We start from the raw sequence: 20,673 nt of genomic DNA, 5'->3' as shown, positions 1-20,673 counted from the left end.
CCTTTGGCCGCGCGCCTGCGCCGTTCCGGAAACGTACCGGTTCCCGTCGGCGCGGCCGGGGGTCCGTCCTCAATCGCCGGACGGGCCGGCTGCGTGCGGGTTGCCGTCCGGTGGGCCAGGGTGTCCGTGCGTCGCCGGAACCGAGCCGCGACTCACCGCCGATCGCCGCCCCTCAGGCCTTCCAGTCGGGACGCCGCCCGAGGTACTTCAGCAGCGCCGCGGCATCGTCGTCACCCTCCTCGGCGTCGACGACCGCCGCGAACACGCCGTACGCGCGCAGCGGTTCGGTGAGCGCGACGGCGGCCGGCATCAGAGCTTTGGCGAGCGCGTTCGTCAGCGGTGAGGCCTGGCCGGTGGCCACCGCGATGTCCCAGGCGTGGACCGCGGCGTCGACGGCGCAGTAGCCGACCCCCTGCCAGGCCGGCAAAGGGCCCTGCGGCAGTGGCACCGGCGCTTCCTGGACGTCCTCGCCGATCGTCGCCCAGGCGGCGGAAGAGACGGCCGTCGCGGACGCCACCAGCTCGACCGCCGACTCGGCGAGTTCACCGGACGGCTCGAACGGGTTGCCGGACGGACCGTCGTTCCCGGTGATGGCCTGGGCGTAGGCGCGCTGGTCGCCGGCAGCGTGCTGGATCACCTGCGTGACGTTCCACTGGTCGTTCGAAGCCGAATTCCCGAACTGGATGGGCGCACCTTGTCATGCTGGATCCGCCCGGTGACACGGGCCCAGGGCCGGTCCTGGTCCACCCGGGCAGGGCCGCGTACTCATACGGGAGTTGAGTACGAGAGCGCTGACGCCCGGAGCCTCTGCGGCGCGACCGTACCCGTATGGGATCAAGCGTTCGTGCGCTCGCCGAAGCCACACCGGGCACCCGGGACCGTTACGTCGACCTGCTCCGGGTCGCCTCACTCGGGACGGTCGTGCTCGGCCACTGGCTGATGGCGGCCGTCACCGCCGACGGCGTCGGCAATCTGCTCGCCGTCGTGCCGGAGCTCCAACTCCTCACCTGGGCCCTGCAGATCATGCCGGTGTTCTTCTTCGTCGGCGGCTTCTCGCACGCGCTCTCCTACCGCTCGCTGCGCCGCAAGCAGCCGGAGGGCTCCGAGGGACCGCTGTACGCGGCGTTCCTGCGGGCCCGGCTGCGCAGGCTGCTGCGTCCCACCATGGTCTTCGTCCTGGTCTGGGGAGCGGCCGCGCTGATCGTCCAACTGCTCGGCGGGGGCAGGGACGGCGGACTGACCGCGGTGTCGCTGCGGCTCGTGACCCAGCCGCTGTGGTTCATCGGGATCTATCTGGCGATGGTGGCCTTCACCCCGCCGCTGCTGAGACTGCACGAGCGTTACGGCTGGGGCGCGTTCGGGGCGCTCGCGGGCGGCGCGGCCGCGGTGGACGTGCTGAGGTTCGCGCTCGACGTCCCCTTCGTGGAGTTCCTGAACTTCGCGTTCGTCTGGCTGGCCGTGCACCAGCTCGGCTTCCTGCGCGCCGACGGCCGGCTGCGACTGCCGTCCGTACTCGCCGCGACCGGGCTCGCCGGAGCCGCCGCGCTGGTCGCCCTCGGCCCGTATCCGCTGTCCATGGTCGGCATGCCGGGCGAGAAGGTCTCCAACATGGCCCCGCCCACCCTCGCGCTCCTCTGCCACGGCCTGTGGCTGGTCGGCGCGGTCGAGCTGCTCCGCGGGCCCGGCGCCCGGCTGGTCGCGCGGCCCCGGGTGTGGCGGACGGTCGTCGCCGCGAACGGCATCGCCATGACCGCGTTCCTGTGGCACCTCACCGCCATGCTCGGGGTCTACGGCGTGCTGCTCACCCTCGGCATCCCGCTGCCCGAACCGGCCTCGGGCGCCTGGTGGGCCCAGACGCCGCCGCGGATCGCCGCCGCGGCCGTCCTGACCGCGGTGCTGGTCGCCGCGTTCCGCCGCTTCGAACGGCCCTCGCCCGCACCCCTCACCCCCGGCCCGGGCCCGCTCGCCGCCCTCGGCATCACCCTGTGTCTGCTCGGCGTGCTCGGCCTGTCGATGGTCGGCTTCGCCGGTCTGCTGGAGGGCCGCTCGGCGACGCTGATCGCGTTCCCCGTCACCGCCCCGGCCGCCGTCGCGATGGCCCTGGCGGGCTGGCTCCTGGTGGAGCGCACGGGCCGAGGGGGCCGCACGGCCCTCGCGGCGGGCGGTGTCACTTCCGGCGACTAGGCTGGGAGGCCGTTCGATCCCCTCATCTGGAGCGTTGATGGCCGTCAACCTGGTCAATGTCGAGGCAGTCAGCAAGGTGTACGGCACCCGTGCCCTGCTCGACGGGGTCTCCCTCGGCGTGTCCGAGGGGGACCGCATCGGTGTCGTAGGGCGCAACGGAGACGGCAAGACGACCCTCATCCGCATGCTCGCCAAGCTGGAGGAGGCCGACACCGGCCGGGTCACCCACAGCGGCGGGCTGCGCCTCGGGGTGCTCACCCAGCACGATTCGCTCGACCCCTCCGCCACCATCCGGCACGAGGTCATCGGCGACCTCGCCGACCACGAGTGGGCGGGCAACGCCAAGATCCGCGACGTGCTCACCGGGCTGTTCGACGGTCTCGACCTCTCCGGCTTCCCGCAGGGCCTGGACACCGTCATCGCCCCGCTCTCCGGCGGTGAGCGGCGCCGCATCGCCCTCGCGAAGCTGCTCATCGGCGAACCGGACCTGATCGTTCTCGACGAGCCCACGAACCATCTGGACGTCGAGGGCATCGCCTGGCTCGCCCGCCACCTCCGCGAGCGCCGCTCGGCCCTCGTCTGCGTCACCCACGACCGCTGGTTCCTCGACCAGGTCTGCACGCGCATGTGGGACGTCCAGCGCGGCACGGTCTACGAGTACGAGGGCGGCTACTCCGACTACGTCTTCGCGCGCGCCGAGCGTGAGCGCATCGCCGCCACCGAGGAGGCCAAGCGGCAGAACCTGGTCCGCAAGGAGCTGGCCTGGCTGCGCCGCGGCGCCCCCGCCCGTACGTCGAAGCCGCGCTTCCGGGTCGAGGCCGCCAATGAGCTGATCAAGGACGTGCCGCCGCCGCGCGACACCTCCGAACTGATGAAGTTCGCCTCCTCCCGGCTCGGCAGGACCGTCTTCGACCTGGAGAACGTGACGGTGCAGGCGGGTGAGAAGCTGCTGGTGAAGCATCTGACCTGGCAGCTCGGCCCCGGCGACCGCATCGGCCTGGTCGGGGTCAACGGCGCCGGCAAGACCTCCCTGCTGCGCGCGATGGCCGAAGCCGCCCGCAGCGACGGCGAGAAGCAGCCTCCCGCGGGCCGGATCGTCACCGGCAAGACGGTGAAGTTGGCCTATCTCTCCCAGGAGGTCGCCGAGCTCGACCCCGCTCTGCGGGTGCTGGAGGCCGTCCAGCAGGTGCGCGACCGGGTCGACCTGGGCAAGGGCCGGGAGATGACCGCGGGGCAGCTGTGCGAGCAGTTCGGCTTCTCCAAGGAGAAGCAGTGGACCCCGGTCGGCGATCTGTCCGGCGGTGAGCGGCGCCGGCTGCAGCTGCTGCGGCTGCTGATGGACGAGCCGAACGTGCTGTTCCTCGACGAGCCCACCAACGACCTCGACATCGAGACCCTGACCCAGCTGGAGGACCTCCTCGACGGCTGGCCCGGCTCGATGATCGTCATCTCCCACGACCGTTTCTTCATCGAGCGGACGACCGACCGGGTGTTCGCGCTGCTCGGCGACGCGGCGCTCCGGATGCTGCCGCGCGGCATCGACGAGTACCTGGAGCGCCGGGCCAGGATGATCGAGGCCGCGGCCCCGGCACCCGCCGCGTCCGAGAAGTCCGCCGCTCCGGAGAAGTCAGCAGCGGACGTCCGCGCCGCGAAGAAGGAGCTGCAGAAGATCGAGCGGCAACTGGACAAGGTCTCCGACAAGGAGACCAAGCTGCACTCGCAAATCGCCGAAAACGCCACCGACTTCGAGAAGGTGGCGAAACTCGACGCCGAGCTGCGCGAACTGGCCGCAGAGCGCGAGGAGTTGGAGATGCGCTGGCTGGAGCTCGCCGAAGACGCCTGAGGGCGTGTGCGAAGAAGGCGTGCAGAGCCGACCGCACCGCCCCGGGGCGCCCCCCGGACTCCCGATAACGACGGCATCACGGGCCGGTTCTCCCTTGGGTACAGGGGCGGACCGGCCCCTTTTTTCACAACTCCCAGGTGATAGAAAGAAACCCCGCTCGACTGACGTGACGCTGCGCAATCCATGTCCGATTCGCTCCTTTCCTCAGGCAACTGCCCGATGGAATCGCGGGGGAGGCCGGTCGGGCTGTGGACCGCACAAAGGGGGAAGAGCTGAAATGACTCAGCCGCCCAGCCAGCAACCGCCGCAGGGAGGCTTCGGCTCTCCGCAGGATCCTCAGCACCAGGTTCCCCAACAGCCCGCGCAGCCGCCCCAGATGCCGCCGGTCCCGCCGCAGGCCCCGGCGGCGCCGCCCACGGGACAGCCCGCGGGACAGCCCGGCTACGGCTATCCGCAGACCCCGCCGCCCGGCCAGCCGCAGCCCGGTTACGGCTACCCGCAGCAGGCCCCCGGCCAGCCCGGCCCGTACAACCAGCCGGGTCCGTACGGACAGCAGCCCGGCCCGTACAACCAGCAGCCCGGCCCGTACGGCCAGCCGCAGGGCGGTTACGGCTACCCGACCCAGCCGCAGTACCCCGGCGCCCCCACTCCCCCGCAGGGCGGCGGCAGTGGCAACTTCTTCAAGCGCAAGCCCGGTGTCGTCATCGGTGCGGCCGTGGCGGCCCTCCTCGTCATCGGGACCGGCACCTGGTTCGCACTGAGCGGCGGTGACGACGAGAAGAAGCCCGACGCCAAGCAGAGCGCGTCGCCGCAGCCGAGCGGTTCGGCATCCGTCGACCAGGGCGACGGCAGCGGCGGCGGCCGCAACGCCGCGGACGACCTCAACGCCGGTCGCAAGGACGGCGAGTCGAAGGTGCTCTGGCTCGCGAAGAACGACATCGACCTGCCGCGCAACGGCGCCGAGATACAGGGCCCGTGGTTCGTCGGCGACCTCGTCGTCAAGGGCATGTACAAGGAACTCGCCGGCTTCTCGGCCGCCGACGGCACGAAGAAGTGGACCCTGCCGCTGCCCGGCGAGCTGTGCGCCGCGCCTGTCCGCAGCACCGAGGACGGCAAGCTCGTCATCGGCTTCAAGGACGGCACCACCAAGGACGCCAAGTGCACCCAGATGCAGCTGGTCGACCTGAAGACCGGCAAGGCGGGCTGGAAGAAGGAGATCACCAAGAAGGGCGCCTTCGACCTGCTCTCCGACATCACGCTGGCGATCAGCGGCGACACGGTGACCGCCGCCCGCACCGGCAACGCCGACGCGTTCCGGATCAGCGACGGCAAGCCGCTGTTCGGCAAGCTGCCGGGCAACTGCCAGCCGGAGGCGTTCGCCGGCGGCCCCAAGCTGATCGCCGCCGAGTCCTGCCCCACCGGCGACATCGACAAGACCCAGGAACAGCTCCAGGAGCTCGACCCGGTCACCGGCAAGGCCAAGTGGACCTACAAGCTCCCGGCCAACTGGGAGGTCGACAAGGTCTATTCGGTCAGTCCCCTGGTCGTCTCGCTGAGCCAGCGCGAACAGAAGAAGTGGAGCGTCATCGCGCTCAACGCGAACGGCACGCTGCGTTCGCAGATCGACGGCGGCAAGGACCGCTTCCAGCCCCGCTGCGGCGGCGGCTTCGTCGTCTTCGGCAAAACCCTGGAGGGCTGTGTCGGCGTCGCCGCCGACGCCAACACCTTCTACATGGCGACCGAGCCCAAGGAGGGCGGCGCCGCCCGCACCAACTCCGTCGTGGCGTTCAACCTCAGCACCGGCAAGGCCAAGTGGCGCGCCGACGCGCCCGCCGACCGCACGATGATCCCGCTGCGGATGGAGGGCTCCAGCGTCCTGCTGTACATGGAGGCGTCGTACAACGCGGGCGGCGCGGTGGCGACGCTGGCACCGACCGGCGGGAAGCCGGCCGTGATCCTGCAGAACCCGGCGTCGACCGCCCAGATCGAAAGCTCCTTCTGGTCGCCGAAGCTGGCCTACCAGGACGGCCGTTTCTTCATCGCGAGCGGCCGGGTCAGCGCGTCGAACGACAAGGAAGAGAAAGAGACGAAGACGATGATGGCCTTCGGCAAGTGACTGCGTCCGACGGACGCCCCGGAACCGACAGACTCCTTCTCTTCAGAGGTACGTACGCATGACGCAGCCACCGCAGCCGCCCAACCAGCCACCGCAGCCCCCGAACCAGCCGCCCCAGGCTCCGAACCAGCCCCCGCAGGCTTCTCCTCAGGGCGGCTTCGGCGCGCCCCAGGATCCTCCGCCCGGTGGTTTCGGCGCCCCGCAGGATCCTCCGCCCGGTGGTTTCGGCGCGCCCACCCCGGCCCCGCAGAACCCCGGCTACGGCTATCCGCAGACGCCGCCGCCCGGCCAGCCCGCCGGTTACGGCTATCCGCAGGCCCCCGGCCAGCCGCCGACCCAGCCGATGGGGCAGCAGCCGTACGGCTACGGCTACCCGACCCAGCCCGCGCAGCAGCAGTACCTGCCGCCCCAGCAGGGCGGTCCCGGCGGTGGCAAGAAGCTGAACACCCAGATGCAGATCATCATCGCGGCGGTCGTCGCGGTGGTCCTGATCGTCGCCGGCGGTGTCTGGTTCGCGTCGAGCGGCGGCGACGACTCCAAGAAGGACGACGCCAAGGGCTCGACCGAGGGCGCCGACGGCGGCAAGAGCAAGGCCATCGGCGGTGGCGGCAAGGAGAAGGCGCCCGCCAACACCGCGGCCAAGGTGGCCTTCCAGTTGCCGCAGCCCAAGGTCACCGACACCACCAGCGTGGTCGGTTCCTGGGTCACCGACTCGGCCTACGTCAAGACCGGCATCAACTCCGTCGTCGGCTACGACCTGGCCAAGGGCACCGTGCTGTGGACCATTCCGCTGCCCGGCCAGGTGTGCGCGGCCTCCCGGCACGCCACCGCGGACCACAAGACCGCGATCGCCTTCGAGCCCGCCAAGCGCGTCCCGCCGAAGAACTACCAGACGTGCACCGAGGTGGGTGCCATCGACCTGAAGGCCGGCAAGCTCCTGTGGACCAAGTCGACCACGGGAACCGGTGACGACAAGGTCCGCTACAACGAGATCACGCTGAGCGGCAACACGGTCGCCGCCGGCGGCACCGACGGCGGTGCGGCCTTCGACCTCGGCACCGGAGCGATCCGCTGGAAGCCCGAGGCCAACGCCGAGAACTGCTACGACATGGGCTACGGCGGCGGCGAGGCGCTGGTGGCGGCCCGCAAGTGCGGTGAGTACGGCAGCCAGTACGTCGTCATCCAGCCGCTGAACCCGTCGACCGGAGCGCCTGCCTCCTCGTTCAAGATGCCGACGGGCGTCGAGTACGCGGGCATCGTCTCCACCAAGCCGCTGGTCGTCGCCGCGGACGTCGGTGACACCGCCGGGGACGGCAGCAGCATCTCGGACTTCTTCGTCGTCGACGAGAAGACCGGCAAGCTGAAGGTCAAGATCGCCGCGGATGCCGACCGGTTCGACGCGAGCTGCGGCTCCACCGAGGTCGAGTCCTGCCAGAGCGCGGTCGTCGGCAACGGCCGGCTGTACCTGCCCACCGAGGAGCACGAGGGCGGCGGCGAATACGGCGACACCAACGAGATCGTCTCGTTCGACCTGAACACGGGCAAGCCGACCACCGACAGGGCCGACGCGGGCGACCGGTACACGATCCACCCGCTGCGCATGGACGGCGGCAACATCATCGCGTACAAGCGGCCCCCGTACGACAAGGGCGGCCAGATCATCAGCATCGACGGCGGCACCTTCAAGCAGACGGTGCTGCTGGAGAACCCCGCGGACGAGTCGATCCGGGACGCCGAGACCAGCTTCAGCATGGACTACGCCGAGATCAAGTACACCAACGGCCGGCTGTTCATGTCCGAGACGATGCTCAGCAAGCCGAGCAGCTCCGGCTCGGGCGATCTGGAGTATCTGGCGCTCAGCTTCACCACCAACTGACCGTGAAGCGATCAGGAGGTCCCCTCGCCGGCCGGCGAGGGGACCTCCTCCGTTCTGTCGGGCTGTCAACTTGCCCTGAACGACACGCATTTCGCCGATCCGAGGGATTTCTGACGCGTAGGGCAGGCACAACGTCGAACAAGCGTGTAGCTTGCCGGGTCAGTAGGGCTGGGGGCGTCAGAGGGCTGGGGGGCCGGGGGGCCGACTCCAGATGTTGGGGGGTTGCTCGATGGGTGTGCGGCTGATGGTGGTCGACGACCACCGACTGCTCGCCGAGGCGCTCGCCTCGGCGCTGAAGTTGCGCGGGCACCGGGTGCTCGCGGCGGCGGCGCCCACGGCGGGGGTGGCCGAGCTCGTGGTGAGCAGGGCGCCCGAGGTGTGCCTGCTGGGGACGGCGACACCGGCGGAGCCGGGGGTCTTCGACCCGATCGTGCGGATCAAGCGGGAACGGCCGCAGGTGGCCGTGGTGGTGCTCGGCCCGGTGCCCTCGCCGCGCGGGATCGCGGCGGCCTTCGCGGCCGGCGCGTCCGGCTATGTGCGCCACGACGAGCGGATCGAGGGCGTCGAGCGGGCCATGGTCAAGGCGCGTGCGGGGGAGGCGGCGGTGGCACCGCAGCTGCTCCAGGGCGCGTTCGCCGAGCTGCTGAACCCGGCGGCGCAGCCCGACGACGAGGGGCAGCGGCTGCTGCGGATGCTCACCCCGCGCGAGGTGGAGGTGCTCGTACGCGTCGCGGAGGGCGAGGACACCCGGCTGATCGCGGCGGGCATGGGGATAGCTCCCAGCACGGCCCGTACGCACGTCCAGCGCGTGCTCATGAAACTGGGCGTCGGCTCGCGGCTGGAGGCCGCGGCCCTGGCGGCGCGGACGGGGCTCCTGGACCGCGCCGCGATCCCACTGCCCGCACCGGCACCGGACGCGGACTAGGCACCTCCGGCACCGGACGCGGACTAGGCCCCCGCCGGGGCCGGACGCCGGCCAGGCCCCTCCGGCCCCGGATGCGGGCCTGTCCCGCGCCCGCGCCTACGCCCGTGCCGAAGCCCGCGCCGGACGTGGATCAGGCCCACGCCCGCGCCGAACGTGGCCCACGCCCACGCCCGTGCCCGCGCCAAGGACATGGATCAGGCCTGCTCCGGGCCGGGACCGAGTCACACGAAACCCTCCACGCCCGGCCATCCGAATCCAACGCGTTCACTCACGCCACAGTTGACGTCTCTGTTGGCTCATGGTTTGTTGTGTTCGGTTATGTTGGGGTGGGTCGGGAGTCATGGAGGCGCTCCGCGTGAAGAAGACGGTGACCAGACTCGCCGACGGCCGAGAGCTGCTCTACTACGACTCCCGCGACGACGTCGTCCGCGACGCCGTCGACCTCCGGCCGCTGGACGCCACCGCCGCCACCACCTCCGAGATCCGCCACGACCCGCTGCTCGGCGACGCCGTCGCGATCGCCTCCCACCGCCAGGGCCGTACGTACCACCCGCCCGCCGACGCATGCCCCCTCTGCCCCTCCCGGGACGGCAGGCTCAGCGAGATCCCGGAAAGCGACTACGACGTCGTCGTCTTCGAGAACCGCTTCCCCTCCCTCGCCGGGGACTCCGGCCGCTGCGAAGTCGTCTGCTTCACCCCCGACCACGACGCGTCCTTCGCCGGCCTCACCGAACAGCAGGCCGCGCTCGTTCTGGACGCCTGGACCGACCGCACCGCCGAGCTCGCCGGACTCCCCCAGGTCCGGCAGGTGTTCTGCTTCGAGAACCGGGGCGCCGAGATCGGTGTGACGCTCGGCCATCCGCACGGGCAGATCTACGCGTACCCCTTCGTCACCCCCCGCACCGCCCTCATGCAGCGCTCGGTCGCCGAGCACCTCGCCGCCACCGGCCGCAATCTCTTCGACGACACCGTCGAGCGTGAAATCGCCGACTCCGTCCGGGTGGTCCTGGAGGGCGAACACTGGGTCGCGTTCGTGCCCTACGCCGCCCACTGGCCGTACGAGGTACACCTCTACCCGCGGCGCCGGGTGCCGGACCTGCGGGCACTGGACGAGGCGGCGCGCACAGAGTTCCCACAGGTCTATCTGGAATTGTTGAGGCGCTTCGACCGGATCTTCGGCACGGACCAGCAGCCGACGCCGTACATCGCCGCCTGGCACCAGGCGCCGTTCGGCGACGTGTCGCGCGAGGAGTTCGCGCTGCACCTCGAGCTTTTCACCGTCCGCCGCACTTCCGGCAAGCTGAAGTTCCTCGCCGGTTCCGAGTCCGGCATGAACGTGTTCATCAACGATGTGCCGCCGGAGACCGCGGCCCAGCGACTGCGAGAGGTGGCGAGCGCGTGAGCACTGCGCTTCACCGGGGGGCGACCCCCGGAACCCGGAAGTATCTGGTGACGGGCGGGGCCGGCTACGTCGGCGGCGTCGTGGCCGCGCATCTGCTGGAGGCGGGGCACGAGGTGACCGTGCTCGACGATCTGTCCACGGGCTTCCGCGAGGGCGTCCCGGCGGGCGCCGAGTTCATCGAGGGCCGGATCCAGGACGCTGCCCGATGGCTGGACTCCTCGTACGACGGAGTCCTGCACTTCGCCGCGTTCTCGCAGGTCGGCGAGTCGGTCGTGGATCCCGAGAAGTACTGGGTCAACAACGTCGGCGGCACGACGGCGCTGCTCGCCGCGATGCGTTCCGCCGGGGTCCGCAGGCTGGTCTTCTCGTCCACCGCGGCGACCTACGGAGAGCCCGTCTCCACCCCGATCAGGGAGACCGACCCGACCGCGCCGACCAGCCCGTACGGGGCCTCGAAGCTCGCCGTCGACCACATGATCGGCGGCGAGTGCGCCGCGCACGGTCTGGCCGCGGCCTCGCTGCGCTACTTCAACGTGGCGGGCGCGTACGGCAGCTCCGGTGAGCGCCACGACCCCGAGTCGCACCTCATCCCGCTCGTGCTCCAGGTCGCCCTCGGCAGGCGCGAGGCGATCTCCGTGTTCGGCGACGACTACCCGACCCCGGACGGCACCTGCGTACGCGACTACATCCACGTCGCCGACCTGGCGGAGGCACATCTGCTCGCCATGGACAAGGTCGTCCCCGGCGAGCATCTGATCTGCAACCTCGGCAACGGCAACGGCTTCTCCGTCCGCGAGGTCGTCGAGACCGTCCGCAAGGTCACCGGGCATCCGGTCCCCGAGGTCGCGGCCGCCCGCCGCGGCGGCGACCCGGCCGTGCTGGTCGCCTCCGCCGCGGCTGCCCAGGAGCGGCTGGGCTGGACCCCGACGCGGGCGGACCTCGCGGGCATCGTGGCCGACGCGTGGGCGTTCGCGCGGGAGAGGGCGGCGGAGAGGGCCACGGAGAGGTGAGCGTCGCCGGGCAGTTCACGAAGCTGTACGGCTACGCCCCCGAGGGCGTGTGGGCGGCGCCGGGCCGGGTCAATCTGATCGGCGAGTACACCGACTTCAACGACGGTTTCGTGATGCCGCTCGCACTGCCCCACACGGCGGTCGCGGCGGTCGCCCCCCGCACGGACGGGGTGCTCCGCGTCCACTCGGCGGACGTCACCCAGGGCGTGACCGAGCTGACGGTCTCCGGTCTCGCACCGGGCTCCTGCTCCGGCTGGTCGGCGTACCCGGCGGGGGTGGTCTGGGCGCTGCGGGAGGCCGGACACCCGGTCACCGGCGCCGACATCCACCTCGCCTCGACCGTGCCGACGGGCGCGGGACTGTCCTCCTCGGCGGCCCTGGAGGTCGTCACCGCGCTGGCTCTGAACGAGTTGTACGGGCTCGGCCTGCGCCGCGAGGAGCTCGCGCGACTGGCTCAGCGCGCCGAGAACGCGTTCGTCGGCGTCCCCTGCGGAATCATGGACCAGATGGCGTCGGCCTGCTGCACCGACGGCCACGCCCTCCACCTCGACACCCGCGATCTGAGCTGCCGCCAGGTCCCCTTCGACCTCGCCGCGCACGGTCTGGGGCTGCTGGTCGTCGACACGCGCGTGAAGCACGCGCTCGACGACGGCGCGTACGCGCAGCGGCGCGCGGGGTGCGAGGAGGGCGCGCGGGCGCTGGGCGTGCGCACGCTGCGCGAAGTCCCGTACGTGCAACTGCTCGACGCCCTCGCGCGTTTGAACAACGCGACGATTCGCGGGTACGTCCGCCATGTCGTCACCGACAACCACCGGGTCGAGCGGACGATCGCGCTCCTCGACGCGGGCGACATCCGCGCGGTCGGCCCGGTCCTCACCGAGGGCCACGCCTCGCTGCGGGACGATCTGGAGGTCTCCTGCCCGGAGTTGGACCTGGCCGTCTCCGCGGCGGTCGCGGCGGGAGCGCTGGGGGCCCGGATGACCGGCGGCGGCTTCGGCGGCTCGGCGATCGTCCTGGTCGAATCGGCGGACGCGGACACGGTGACCAAGGCGGTCCTGGAGGCCTTCGCGACCGCGGGCCACACCACCCCGCGCATCTTCCCGGCGGTCCCTTCGGCCGGGGCGTACCGGGTGGGCTGAGCATCAGCCGGGCCTCTCCACCAGGATGCTGTGCTTGTCCAGTGCACTCCGCGCACGGGCCGTCACACCCTCGGGGCTCAGCGAGCCTCTTCGTCGGAATGCTTGCTTGTTCAGTGCGCTCCGTGCACTGCTGCCACGCCCCTCGGGGCTCAGCCGAGCCTCTTCGTCAGAATGTATTCGGTGACGCCCGGTGGGTAGTCGGGGACCCGGCCGACGATCTCGTACCCGTGTTTCTTGTAGAACGCGGGCGCCTGGAAGTCCCAGGTCTCCAGGCGCGAGTACGCGCAGCCGCGGCCGATGCGCGCCTCACGTTCCGCCGCGGTGAGGAGCTGGGAGCCGAGGCCCGCGCCGCGGTGGGGGTCGTCGACCCAGAGCAGGTCGACATGGAGCCAGCGGGCCCAGGTGCGGCCCGTCAGGCCCGCGGCCAGCTCGCCCGTCGACTCGTCCAGCACCCAGACCTGCAGCGGGACTTCGTCGTCGTGCGGGGTACCGGCCAGGGCGCGCATCGCCGGGGAGCGCCGTGCGTTCGTGGCCTCCAGCCGCTCGCCGAGCAGAGTGCGGCGTTCTTTGTCGACTTCTGTCTCAAATCGAAACATGGGTCACACCCTAAACACCCTGGCCAACCAGTTCTGCAAATATCCTTCCGCTCCCGGCCCCCGGCCTTACTCTGATGCACAGCACTGGTGGGGGCCGGTGCTGTTCAGGGGGCGAGACAGTCGGGTACGACGCCCGGGGCGGGGTAGCAGTCAAGCACGGCGGCGGCCGTGGGATTGCGTACCACTCCATTCCCGGGCGCCGTGCCCGCGCTTCATGACCTCCGCCGGAAAACGCAGCCTGGGGGTGTCTGTGGTTCGTATCCGGGTTCTCGTGGTGGACGACCACCGGATCTTCGCCGAGTCCCTCGCCGCGGCGCTCGCCGCCGAGCCGGACGTCGAGGTCGCCGCGGCGGGCAGTGGCCCGGCCGCGCTGCGCTGCCTCGAGCGCGCGGCGTCCGACGGCCGCAAGTTCGACGTCATGCTCATAGACGCCGATCTGGGCGCGGCGGCGGGGCCGGCGGCCCCGGTCGTCGCCCGCGCGGTCCCCGACAACGGGGACGGCTTCGTCGACGGCATCTCCCTGGTGGCCGGGGTCCGTTCGGCCCGGCCCGCGGTCCGCACGGTGGTCCTCGCCGAGAAGGACGACCCGCGCCGCGCCGCGCTCGCGCTCCAGGCGGGCGCCTCGGGCTGGGTGGCCAAGGACTGCTCGCTGCAGCGGCTGCTCACGGTGATCCGCGGGGTGCTGCGCGACGAGACGCATCTGCCGCCCGCGCTGCTCACCGGCGTCCTGCGGGAGCTGACCGCCGCGCGCAAGCACCGCACCGAGAGCGAGCGGCTCGTCGAGTCGCTCACCCCGCGCGAGCGCGAGGTGCTGCGTTGCATGGTGGCGGGCCTCGGCCGCAAGGCGGTCGCCGAGCGCCTCTTCCTCTCCCCGCACACGGTCCGCACGCATATGCAGAACGTGCTGGGCAAGCTGGGCGTGCACTCCACCCTCGCCGCGGTGGCGCTGGCGCGCCGGGCCGGCGTCGGACCTGCCGAGCTCGGCAGGTCCTCAGCCGGGGATGTTGTCGAACGGGGCGGTCAACTGGCGTAGCAGTCCGGCCAGTTCACCACGCTGGGCCCGGGAGAGCTCCGAGAGGATGGCGCGCTCCTGGGCGAGCAGTCCGGCGAGCGCCTGATCGGCGCGGTCGCGGCCTTCGGAAGTGAGCCGCACCAACACCCCGCGCCGGTCGCTCGGATCGGGCAGCCGCTCGACCAGACCCTTCTTCGCGAGCCTGTCGATGCGGTTGGTCATCGTGCCCGAGGTGACCAGGGTCTGGGTCAGTAGCTGGCCGGGGGACAGCTGGTAGGGCGCGCCCGCGCGCCGCAGTGACGTCAGCACGTCGAATTCCCAGGGCTCCAGATTGTGCTCGGAGAACGCGAGCCGACGCGCGCGGTCGAGATGCCGCGCCAGCCTCGAGACGCGGCTGAGCACCTCGAGTGGTTCCACGTCGAGGTCGGGGCGCTCGCGGCGCCATGCAGCAACCAGTCGATCGACCTCGTCCTCCATGACGATCAGTGTAAATGGTCTGTCGACATGAAGTCTCTTGACGTCAAGATATATTCTGCTGGACTATGGGGCATGGTCGGGCCGGAACCCTGTTCCGGTTCCGGAAAACGTTCCAGCAAGGGGGCTCGAACATGCATTCCGTTCCAACCTGGGATCCACAGCAGTACCTCCGGCACTCAGGCCATCGCACCCGTCCGTTCCTGGATCTACTCGCCCGAATACCGGATCTGCCTCAAGGAGGACGGCCGGCCCGGATCGCCGACATCGGCTGCGGGCCAGGCAACGTCACCATCCTGCTGGCCGACCGCTGGCCGGACGCCCGTATCACCGGATTCGACCTCTCACCCGAAATGCTCGCCCGCGCCGACAAGGAGTACGCGGGCGCCACCTCAGGCGGCGGCTGGCTCGATTTCCGTCCTGCCGACGCCGCGCACTGGACACCTGACGAGCCGTACGACCTCATCGTCTCCAACGCGGCACTTCAATGGGTGCCCAACCACCCCGAATCCTTCGCCACCTGGATCGACGGCCTGGCACCCGGCGGCACCTTCGCCTTCCAGGTCCCCGGAAACTTCGACTCACCCAGCCACGCGCTGCTCGGCGAACTGTGCGACACCCCGCAGTGGCGCGACCGTCTGAGCGGCCAGGGCCGCCGCTTCGTCCATGTCCTGGAACCGGCCGACTACCTCCTCCGTCTCGCCGACCTCGGCTGTGCGACGGACACCTGGGAAACAACGTATCTCCAACTTCTCACCGGCGAGGACCCCGTCCTCGACTGGGTGAAGGGCACCGCGCTCCGCCCGGTCCTCACCGCCCTCGAAGGGGACGGCGAGGCCACCGAGGAATTCCTCGGCCAGTACCGCGATCTGCTCCGCAAGGCCTATCCGCCCGGGCCGCACGGCACGGTGTTCCCGTTCCGCCGCATCTTCGCCGTGGCCCGCAAACCGCAGTAGAGGCAGAGGGGGAAACAGGTGCTGACCGCACTCGACCACGTCCAGCTCGCCGCGCCACCGGGCTCCGAGGACGCCCTGCGCGCCTACTACGCCGATGCCCTCGGCATGACCGAGATCCCCAAGCCCCCGGCCCTCGCCGCCAACGGCGGCTGCTGGTTCACGGCCGGGGCCGTACAGCTCCACGTCGGCATCCAGAACGACTTCCACCCTGCGAAGAAGGCCCACCCCGGCCTGCGTGTCAGCGGTATCGAGGCGTATGCCGACCGCCTCGCATCCCAAGGGGCCAAGGTCGTCTGGGACCACGACCTCCCGGGCCACCGGCGCTTCTTCTCCGAGGACCCGGTCGGCAACCGGCTGGAGTTCCTGGAGTCCGACCCCGAGTCGGCGCCATGATCGGTTTAACCGACCGGTCGGCGACCGGTCCGTCCCATCGCGGCGACCGGACCGACCGCCGACCGGGTCATGCGTGCCCGCGGGCTCAGCTCTTGCGGTGACCTATCAGCCGCGGCTTCGGCTCCAGACCGTCCAGGCCGTGCCACGCAAGATTCACCAGATGCGCCGCGACCTCCGCCTTCTTCGGCTTGCGGGCGTCCAGCCACCACTGGCCGGTCAGCGCGACCATCCCCACCAGTGCCTGCGCGTACAGCGGAGCCAGCTTCGGATCGAAGCCGCGGGCCTTGAACTCCAGGCCCAGGATGTCCTCGACCTGCGTGGCGATATCGCTGATCAGCGAAGCGAACGTGCCCGTGGACTGGGCCACCGGCGAGTCACGGACCAGGATGCGGAACCCGTCCGTGTACGTCTCGATGTAGTCGAGCAGGGCGAACGCAGCCTGCTCCAGCAGCTCACGCGGATGACCCGCGGTCAGGGCCCCGGTCACCATGTCGAGGAGCTGACGCATCTCCCGGTCCACCACGACCGCGTATAGACCTTCCTTGCCGCCGAAGTGCTCGTACACCACCGGCTTGGAGACCCCGGCCTTCGCCGCGATCTCCTCCACCGACGTGCCCTCGAAACCCTTCTCGGCGAAGAGCGTGCGACCGATGTCGAGCAGTTGCTGGCGGCGCTCCGCCCCGGTCATCCGGACCCTGCGCCCGCGCCGGGGCCTGTCGCTGCTGCTGCTACTGCCGTCGATCGCCACGTCCTCAATCATGCCGCCTCCGCGGCCTCCGTCCTGCGCCGGGCGTCGATCCGGTCCGCGCTCGGCCAGCGCACGTCGTACGCCCAGCCCGCCAGCTCGAACCAGCGGATCAGCCGCGCGCTGGAGTCGATCTGCCCACGCATCACACCGTGCCGCGCGCTCGTCGGGTCCGCGTGGTGCAGGTTGTGCCAGGACTCGCCGCACGACAGCACCGCCAGCCACCACACGTTGCCCGAGCGGTCACGCGACTTGAAGGGGCGCTTGCCCACGGCGTGGCAGATCGAGTTGATCGACCATGTGACGTGGTGCAGCAGCGCGACCCGGACCAGCGAGCCCCAGAAGAACGCCGTGAACGCGCCCCACCAGGACATCGTCACCAGACCGCCGACCAGCGGCGGGATCGCCAGTGAGACGATCGTCCAGTAGACGAACTGGCGGGAGACCGCCCGGATCGCCGGGTCCTTGATCAGATCCGGCGCGTACTTGTGCTGCGGCGTCTGCTCCTCGTCGAACAGCCAGCCGATGTGCGCCCACCACAGGCCCTTCATCAGCGCCGGGACCGTCTCGCCGAAGCGCCACGGCGAATGCGGGTCACCCTCGGCGTCCGAGAACTTGTGGTGCTTGCGGTGATCCGCCACCCAGCGGACCAGCGGGCCCTCCACGGCCAGCGAACCCATGACCGCGAGCGCGATCCGCAGCGGACGCTTCGCCTTGAAGGAGCCATGCGTGAAATAGCGGTGGAAACCGATCGTGATGCCGTGGCAACCGATGTAGTACATCGCCACCATCAGGCCGAGGTCGAGCCAGCTCACGCCCCAGCCCCAGGCCAGCGGCACCGCGGCGAGCAGGGCGAGAAAGGGCACCGTGATGAACAGCAGCAGGGCGATCTGCTCGATCGAACGCTTCTTGTCGCCGCCGAGCGTGGCGGAGGGCAGGGCGGATGGTGACGGCTTCCGGGCGTCGTCGATCACATCGGGGCTTGTGGTCATGGGGTGTCCCCTGTGGGGTGAGAGGTGTGTCCGATCCGTAGGCTACGGATCCGTAACCTACGGCGTCGTAAGTATGGCAGCGCGAAGCCTCGCGGCAAGAGGGCTGTGGACAACGGCGCGTGAACGGACACCTATCCTGGGTGTCGTCGGACAGCGCGGTCCGCAAGCCTCCAGAAAACCTCCAGACGTGCTCAAACACTGCAAGGAGCCGCACCTGTGAGCAGTGCCGACCAGACCTCATCCGCCAGCGTGGAGCTGCGCTCCGACATCCGCCGACTGGGCGATCTCCTGGGTGAAACCCTCGTACGGCAAGAAGGCCCCGAGCTCCTGGAGCTCGTCGAACGCGTTCGCGCCCTCACCCGTACGGACGGCGAAGCCGCCGCCGCGCTGCTGGGAGACACCGACCTGGAGACCGCAGCGAAGCTCGTACGTGCGTTCTCCACCTATTTCCATCTTGCCAACGTCACCGAGCAGGTGCACCGCGGACGCGAGCTGCGCGAGCGCCGCGCCGCCGAAGGCGGACTGCTCTCCCGCACCGCCGACATGCTCAAGGAAGCCGACCCCGAGCATCTGCGCGAGACGGTCCGGCACCTGAACGTCCGGCCCGTGTTCACGGCGCACCCCACCGAGGCCGCGCGCCGGTCCGTACTGAACAAGCTCCGGCGCATCGCCGAGCTGCTGGAGACCCCGGTCATCGCCGGCGACCGGCGCCGGCACGACCTGCGGCTGGCCGAGAACATCGACCTCGTCTGGCAGACCGACGAGCTGCGCGTCGTACGTCCCGAGCCCGCGGACGAGGCCCGCAACGCCATCTACTACCTCGACGAGCTGCACGCGGGCGCCGTCGGCGACGTCCTGGAGGACCTCGCCGCCGAGCTGGAGCGCGTCGGCGTCGAGCTGCCGGCCGGCACCCGGCCCCTCACCTTCGGCACCTGGATCGGCGGCGACCGCGACGGCAACCCCAACGTCACCCCGGACGTCACCCGTGAGGTGCTGATCCTCCAGCACGAGCACGGCATCACCGACGCCCTGGAAGCCATCGACTCACTGCGCGGACTGCTGTCCAACTCGATCAGGTACGCAGGAGCCACCGAGGAACTCCTCGGCTCCCTCCAGAGCGACCTGGAGTGCCTCCCCGAGATCAGCCCCCGCTACAAGCGCCTCAACGCAGAAGAGCCGTACCGCCTCAAGGCCACCTGCATCCGCCAGAAGCTCGTCAACACGCGCAAGCGCCTCGCCAAGGGCACGGCCCACGAGAGCGGCCGCGACTACCTCGGCACGGCCGAGCTCCTCCACGACCTGGAACTGATCCAGACGTCACTGCGCGAGCACCGCGGCGGACTGTTCGCCGACGGCCGCCTCGACCGTACGATCCGCACGCTCGCCGCCTTCGGACTGCAGCTCGCGACGATGGACGTACGCGAGCACGCCGACGCCCACCACCACGCGCTCGGCCAGCTCTTCGACCGGCTCGGCGAGGAGTCCTGGCGCTACGCCGACATGCCCCGCGACTACCGGCAGAAGCTGCTCGCCAAGGAACTCCGCTCGCGGCGGCCGCTCGCCCCCACGCCCGCGCCGCTGGACGCCGCCGGAGCCAAGACCCTCGGTGTCTTCCACACCGTGAAGGAAGCCTTCGAACGCTTCGGGCCCGAGGTCATCGAGTCGTACATCATCTCGATGTGCCAGGGCGCCGACGATGTCTTCGCGGCCGCCGTGCTCGCCCGCGAGGCCGGGCTGATCGATCTGCACGCCGGCTGGGCGAAGATCGGCATCGTGCCGCTGCTGGAGACCACCGACGAGCTGAAGGCCGCGGACGTCATCCTCGACGGAATGCTCGCCGACCCCTCGTACCGCCGTCTCGTCTCGCTGCGCGGCGACGTCCAGGAGGTCATGCTCGGCTACTCCGACTCCTCCAAGTTCGGCGGCATCACCACCTCGCAGTGGGAGATCCACCGGGCACAGCGGAGGCTGAGGGACGTCGCTCACCGCTACGGAGTCCGCCTGAGGCTGTTCCACGGCCGCGGGGGGACGGTCGGCCGCGGCGGCGGCCCCTCGCACGACGCGATCCTCGCGCAGCCCTGGGGCACGCTGGAGGGCGAGATCAAGGTGACCGAGCAGGGCGAGGTCATCTCCGACAAGTACCTGATCCCGTCCCTGGCCAGGGAGAACCTCGAACTGACCGTCGCCGCCACACTGCAGGCATCCGCCCTGCACACCGCGCCGCGGCAGTCCGACGAGGCGCTCGCACGCTGGGACGCCGCGATGGACACGGTCTCGGACGCGGCACACTCCGCGTACCGCCGCCTCGTGGAGGACCCCGACCTGCCCGCGTACTTCTTCGCCTCCACACCCGTCGACCAGCTCGCCGACCTGCACCTGGGCTCGCGGCCTTCGCGCCGCCCCGACAGCGGGGCGGGCCTGGACGGACTGCGGGCCATCCCGTGGGTCTTCGGCTGGACCCAGTCACGGCAGATCGTGCCGGGCTGGTTCGGCGTCGGATCCGGACTGCGCGCCCTGCGCGAGGCGGGGCCCGACTCCGTCCTGGAGGAGATGTACGAGCAGTGGCACTTCTTCCGGAACTTCATCTCGAACGTGGAGATGACACTCGCCAAGACGGACCTGCGGATCGCCCGGCACTACGTGGACACGCTGGTGCCGGACGAGCTGAAGCACGTCTTCGACGACATCGAGGCGGAGCACGAGCTGACAGTGCGTGAGGTGCTGCGGGTCACGGGCGGTGAGCAGCTGCTCGACTCCAACCCTGTGCTTCAGCAGACCTTCGCGATCAGGGACGCGTACCTGGACCCGATCTCCTACCTCCAGGTTGCCCTGCTGGCCCGGCAGCGCTCCGCCGCGGAACGCGGCGAGGCCGCCGACCCGCTGCTGTCACGAGCCCTGCTCCTGACGGTCAACGGCGTCGCGGCGGGCCTCCGCAACACGGGCTGACGCCCGGCCCCGACTCGAACACCGCCGGCCGGCGCCGTCAGGCGCCGGCCGGCGGTGTTCCTGG

The 20,673-nt window shown here is 70.6% G+C and carries 17 protein-coding genes; 12 read left to right on the top strand and 5 right to left on the bottom strand.

Annotated features, from left to right (window positions below; all coding sequences use genetic code 11):
• Positions 1 to 172: 172 nt before the first annotated feature.
• Positions 173 to 685: a TIGR03086 family metal-binding protein gene (locus tag AC0699_RS25265; RefSeq protein ID WP_478664419.1), complete on the bottom strand. Its 513-nt coding sequence runs from the start codon at positions 683 to 685 to the stop codon at positions 173 to 175.
• Between the two features lie 143 nt (positions 686 to 828).
• On the opposite strand from AC0699_RS25265, the gene AC0699_RS25260 reads away from it, so the two are divergent.
• The 8 genes from AC0699_RS25260 (at position 829) to galK (ending at position 12,495) form a co-directional block, all read left to right on the top strand.
• Positions 829 to 2,184 (top strand): acyltransferase family protein, encoded by a 1,356-nt coding sequence (locus AC0699_RS25260; protein WP_478664235.1) that lies wholly within the window; start codon positions 829 to 831, stop codon positions 2,182 to 2,184.
• Positions 2,185 to 2,221: 37 nt separating this feature from the next.
• On the top strand, positions 2,222 to 4,027 hold the full coding sequence (locus AC0699_RS25255) for an ABC-F family ATP-binding cassette domain-containing protein (RefSeq protein ID WP_478664230.1): 1,806 nt from the start codon (positions 2,222 to 2,224) through the stop codon (positions 4,025 to 4,027).
• A 277-nt stretch (positions 4,028 to 4,304) separates the two neighbouring features.
• The gene (locus AC0699_RS25250) at positions 4,305 to 6,143 is read left to right on the top strand and encodes an outer membrane protein assembly factor BamB family protein (protein WP_478664229.1); all 1,839 of its coding nucleotides are present in this window, start codon (positions 4,305 to 4,307) and stop codon (positions 6,141 to 6,143) included.
• A gap of 58 nt (positions 6,144 to 6,201) precedes the next feature.
• A complete protein-coding gene (locus AC0699_RS25245; protein ID WP_478664227.1) occupies positions 6,202 to 8,019 on the top strand; it encodes an outer membrane protein assembly factor BamB family protein in 1,818 nt (605 codons plus the stop codon).
• A 229-nt stretch (positions 8,020 to 8,248) separates the two neighbouring features.
• Complete coding sequence (locus AC0699_RS25240; RefSeq protein ID WP_478664226.1) at positions 8,249 to 8,944, top strand: helix-turn-helix transcriptional regulator; 696 nt, start codon at positions 8,249 to 8,251, stop codon at positions 8,942 to 8,944.
• 355 nt (positions 8,945 to 9,299) lie between these two features.
• On the top strand, positions 9,300 to 10,346 hold the full coding sequence (gene galT, locus AC0699_RS25235) for a galactose-1-phosphate uridylyltransferase (RefSeq protein ID WP_478664223.1): 1,047 nt from the start codon (positions 9,300 to 9,302) through the stop codon (positions 10,344 to 10,346).
• Positions 10,343 to 11,356, top strand: coding sequence for a UDP-glucose 4-epimerase GalE (gene galE / locus AC0699_RS25230; RefSeq protein WP_478664220.1), 1,014 nt, complete (start codon positions 10,343 to 10,345; stop codon positions 11,354 to 11,356). Before galT ends, galE begins: the two co-directional genes overlap by 4 nt.
• Positions 11,353 to 12,495: a galactokinase gene (gene galK, locus AC0699_RS25225; protein ID WP_478664217.1), complete on the top strand. Its 1,143-nt coding sequence runs from the start codon at positions 11,353 to 11,355 to the stop codon at positions 12,493 to 12,495. Before galE ends, galK begins: the two co-directional genes overlap by 4 nt.
• Before the next feature lie 149 nt (positions 12,496 to 12,644).
• Here the strand turns inward: galK and AC0699_RS25220 are convergent, their stop codons facing one another.
• Entirely contained in the window at positions 12,645 to 13,091 is a 447-nt protein-coding gene (locus AC0699_RS25220; RefSeq protein ID WP_478664214.1) for a GNAT family N-acetyltransferase, read from the bottom strand.
• Between the two features lie 250 nt (positions 13,092 to 13,341).
• On the opposite strand from AC0699_RS25220, the gene AC0699_RS25215 reads away from it, so the two are divergent.
• The gene (locus AC0699_RS25215) at positions 13,342 to 14,124 is read left to right on the top strand and encodes a LuxR C-terminal-related transcriptional regulator (RefSeq protein WP_478664416.1); all 783 of its coding nucleotides are present in this window, start codon (positions 13,342 to 13,344) and stop codon (positions 14,122 to 14,124) included.
• On the opposite strand, the gene tamR is transcribed toward AC0699_RS25215, so the two are convergent.
• Positions 14,083 to 14,580, bottom strand: coding sequence for a MarR family transcriptional regulator TamR (gene tamR, locus AC0699_RS25210; RefSeq protein ID WP_478664212.1), 498 nt, complete (start codon positions 14,578 to 14,580; stop codon positions 14,083 to 14,085). The two genes, AC0699_RS25215 and tamR, sit on opposite strands and share 42 nt — an antisense overlap.
• Positions 14,581 to 14,711: 131 nt before the next feature.
• Here tamR and AC0699_RS25205 point away from each other — a divergent pair, with 131 nt between their 5' ends.
• The gene (locus AC0699_RS25205) at positions 14,712 to 15,533 is read left to right on the top strand and encodes a trans-aconitate 2-methyltransferase (protein ID WP_478664210.1); all 822 of its coding nucleotides are present in this window, start codon (positions 14,712 to 14,714) and stop codon (positions 15,531 to 15,533) included.
• A gap of 18 nt (positions 15,534 to 15,551) precedes the next feature.
• A complete protein-coding gene (locus AC0699_RS25200; protein ID WP_478664206.1) occupies positions 15,552 to 15,926 on the top strand; it encodes a VOC family protein in 375 nt (124 codons plus the stop codon).
• An 85-nt stretch (positions 15,927 to 16,011) separates the two neighbouring features.
• Here AC0699_RS25200 and AC0699_RS25195 read toward each other — a convergent pair whose 3' ends face one another.
• On the bottom strand, positions 16,012 to 16,686 hold the full coding sequence (locus tag AC0699_RS25195) for a TetR/AcrR family transcriptional regulator (RefSeq protein WP_453668396.1): 675 nt from the start codon (positions 16,684 to 16,686) through the stop codon (positions 16,012 to 16,014).
• Positions 16,683 to 17,663: an acyl-CoA desaturase gene (locus AC0699_RS25190; protein WP_478664203.1), complete on the bottom strand. Its 981-nt coding sequence runs from the start codon at positions 17,661 to 17,663 to the stop codon at positions 16,683 to 16,685. Before AC0699_RS25190 ends, AC0699_RS25195 begins: the two co-directional genes overlap by 4 nt.
• A gap of 216 nt (positions 17,664 to 17,879) precedes the next feature.
• Between AC0699_RS25190 and ppc the strand changes: the two genes are divergently transcribed.
• The gene (gene ppc / locus AC0699_RS25185; RefSeq protein WP_478664201.1) at positions 17,880 to 20,609 is read left to right on the top strand and encodes a phosphoenolpyruvate carboxylase; all 2,730 of its coding nucleotides are present in this window, start codon (positions 17,880 to 17,882) and stop codon (positions 20,607 to 20,609) included.
• The last annotated feature ends 64 nt before the right edge of the window (positions 20,610 to 20,673 follow it).

The organism is Streptomyces sp. NPDC043870, assembly GCF_056435785.1.
The sequence above is the reverse complement of the archived record's forward strand: the minus strand, read 5'-3'. Positions and strand labels throughout refer to the sequence as shown.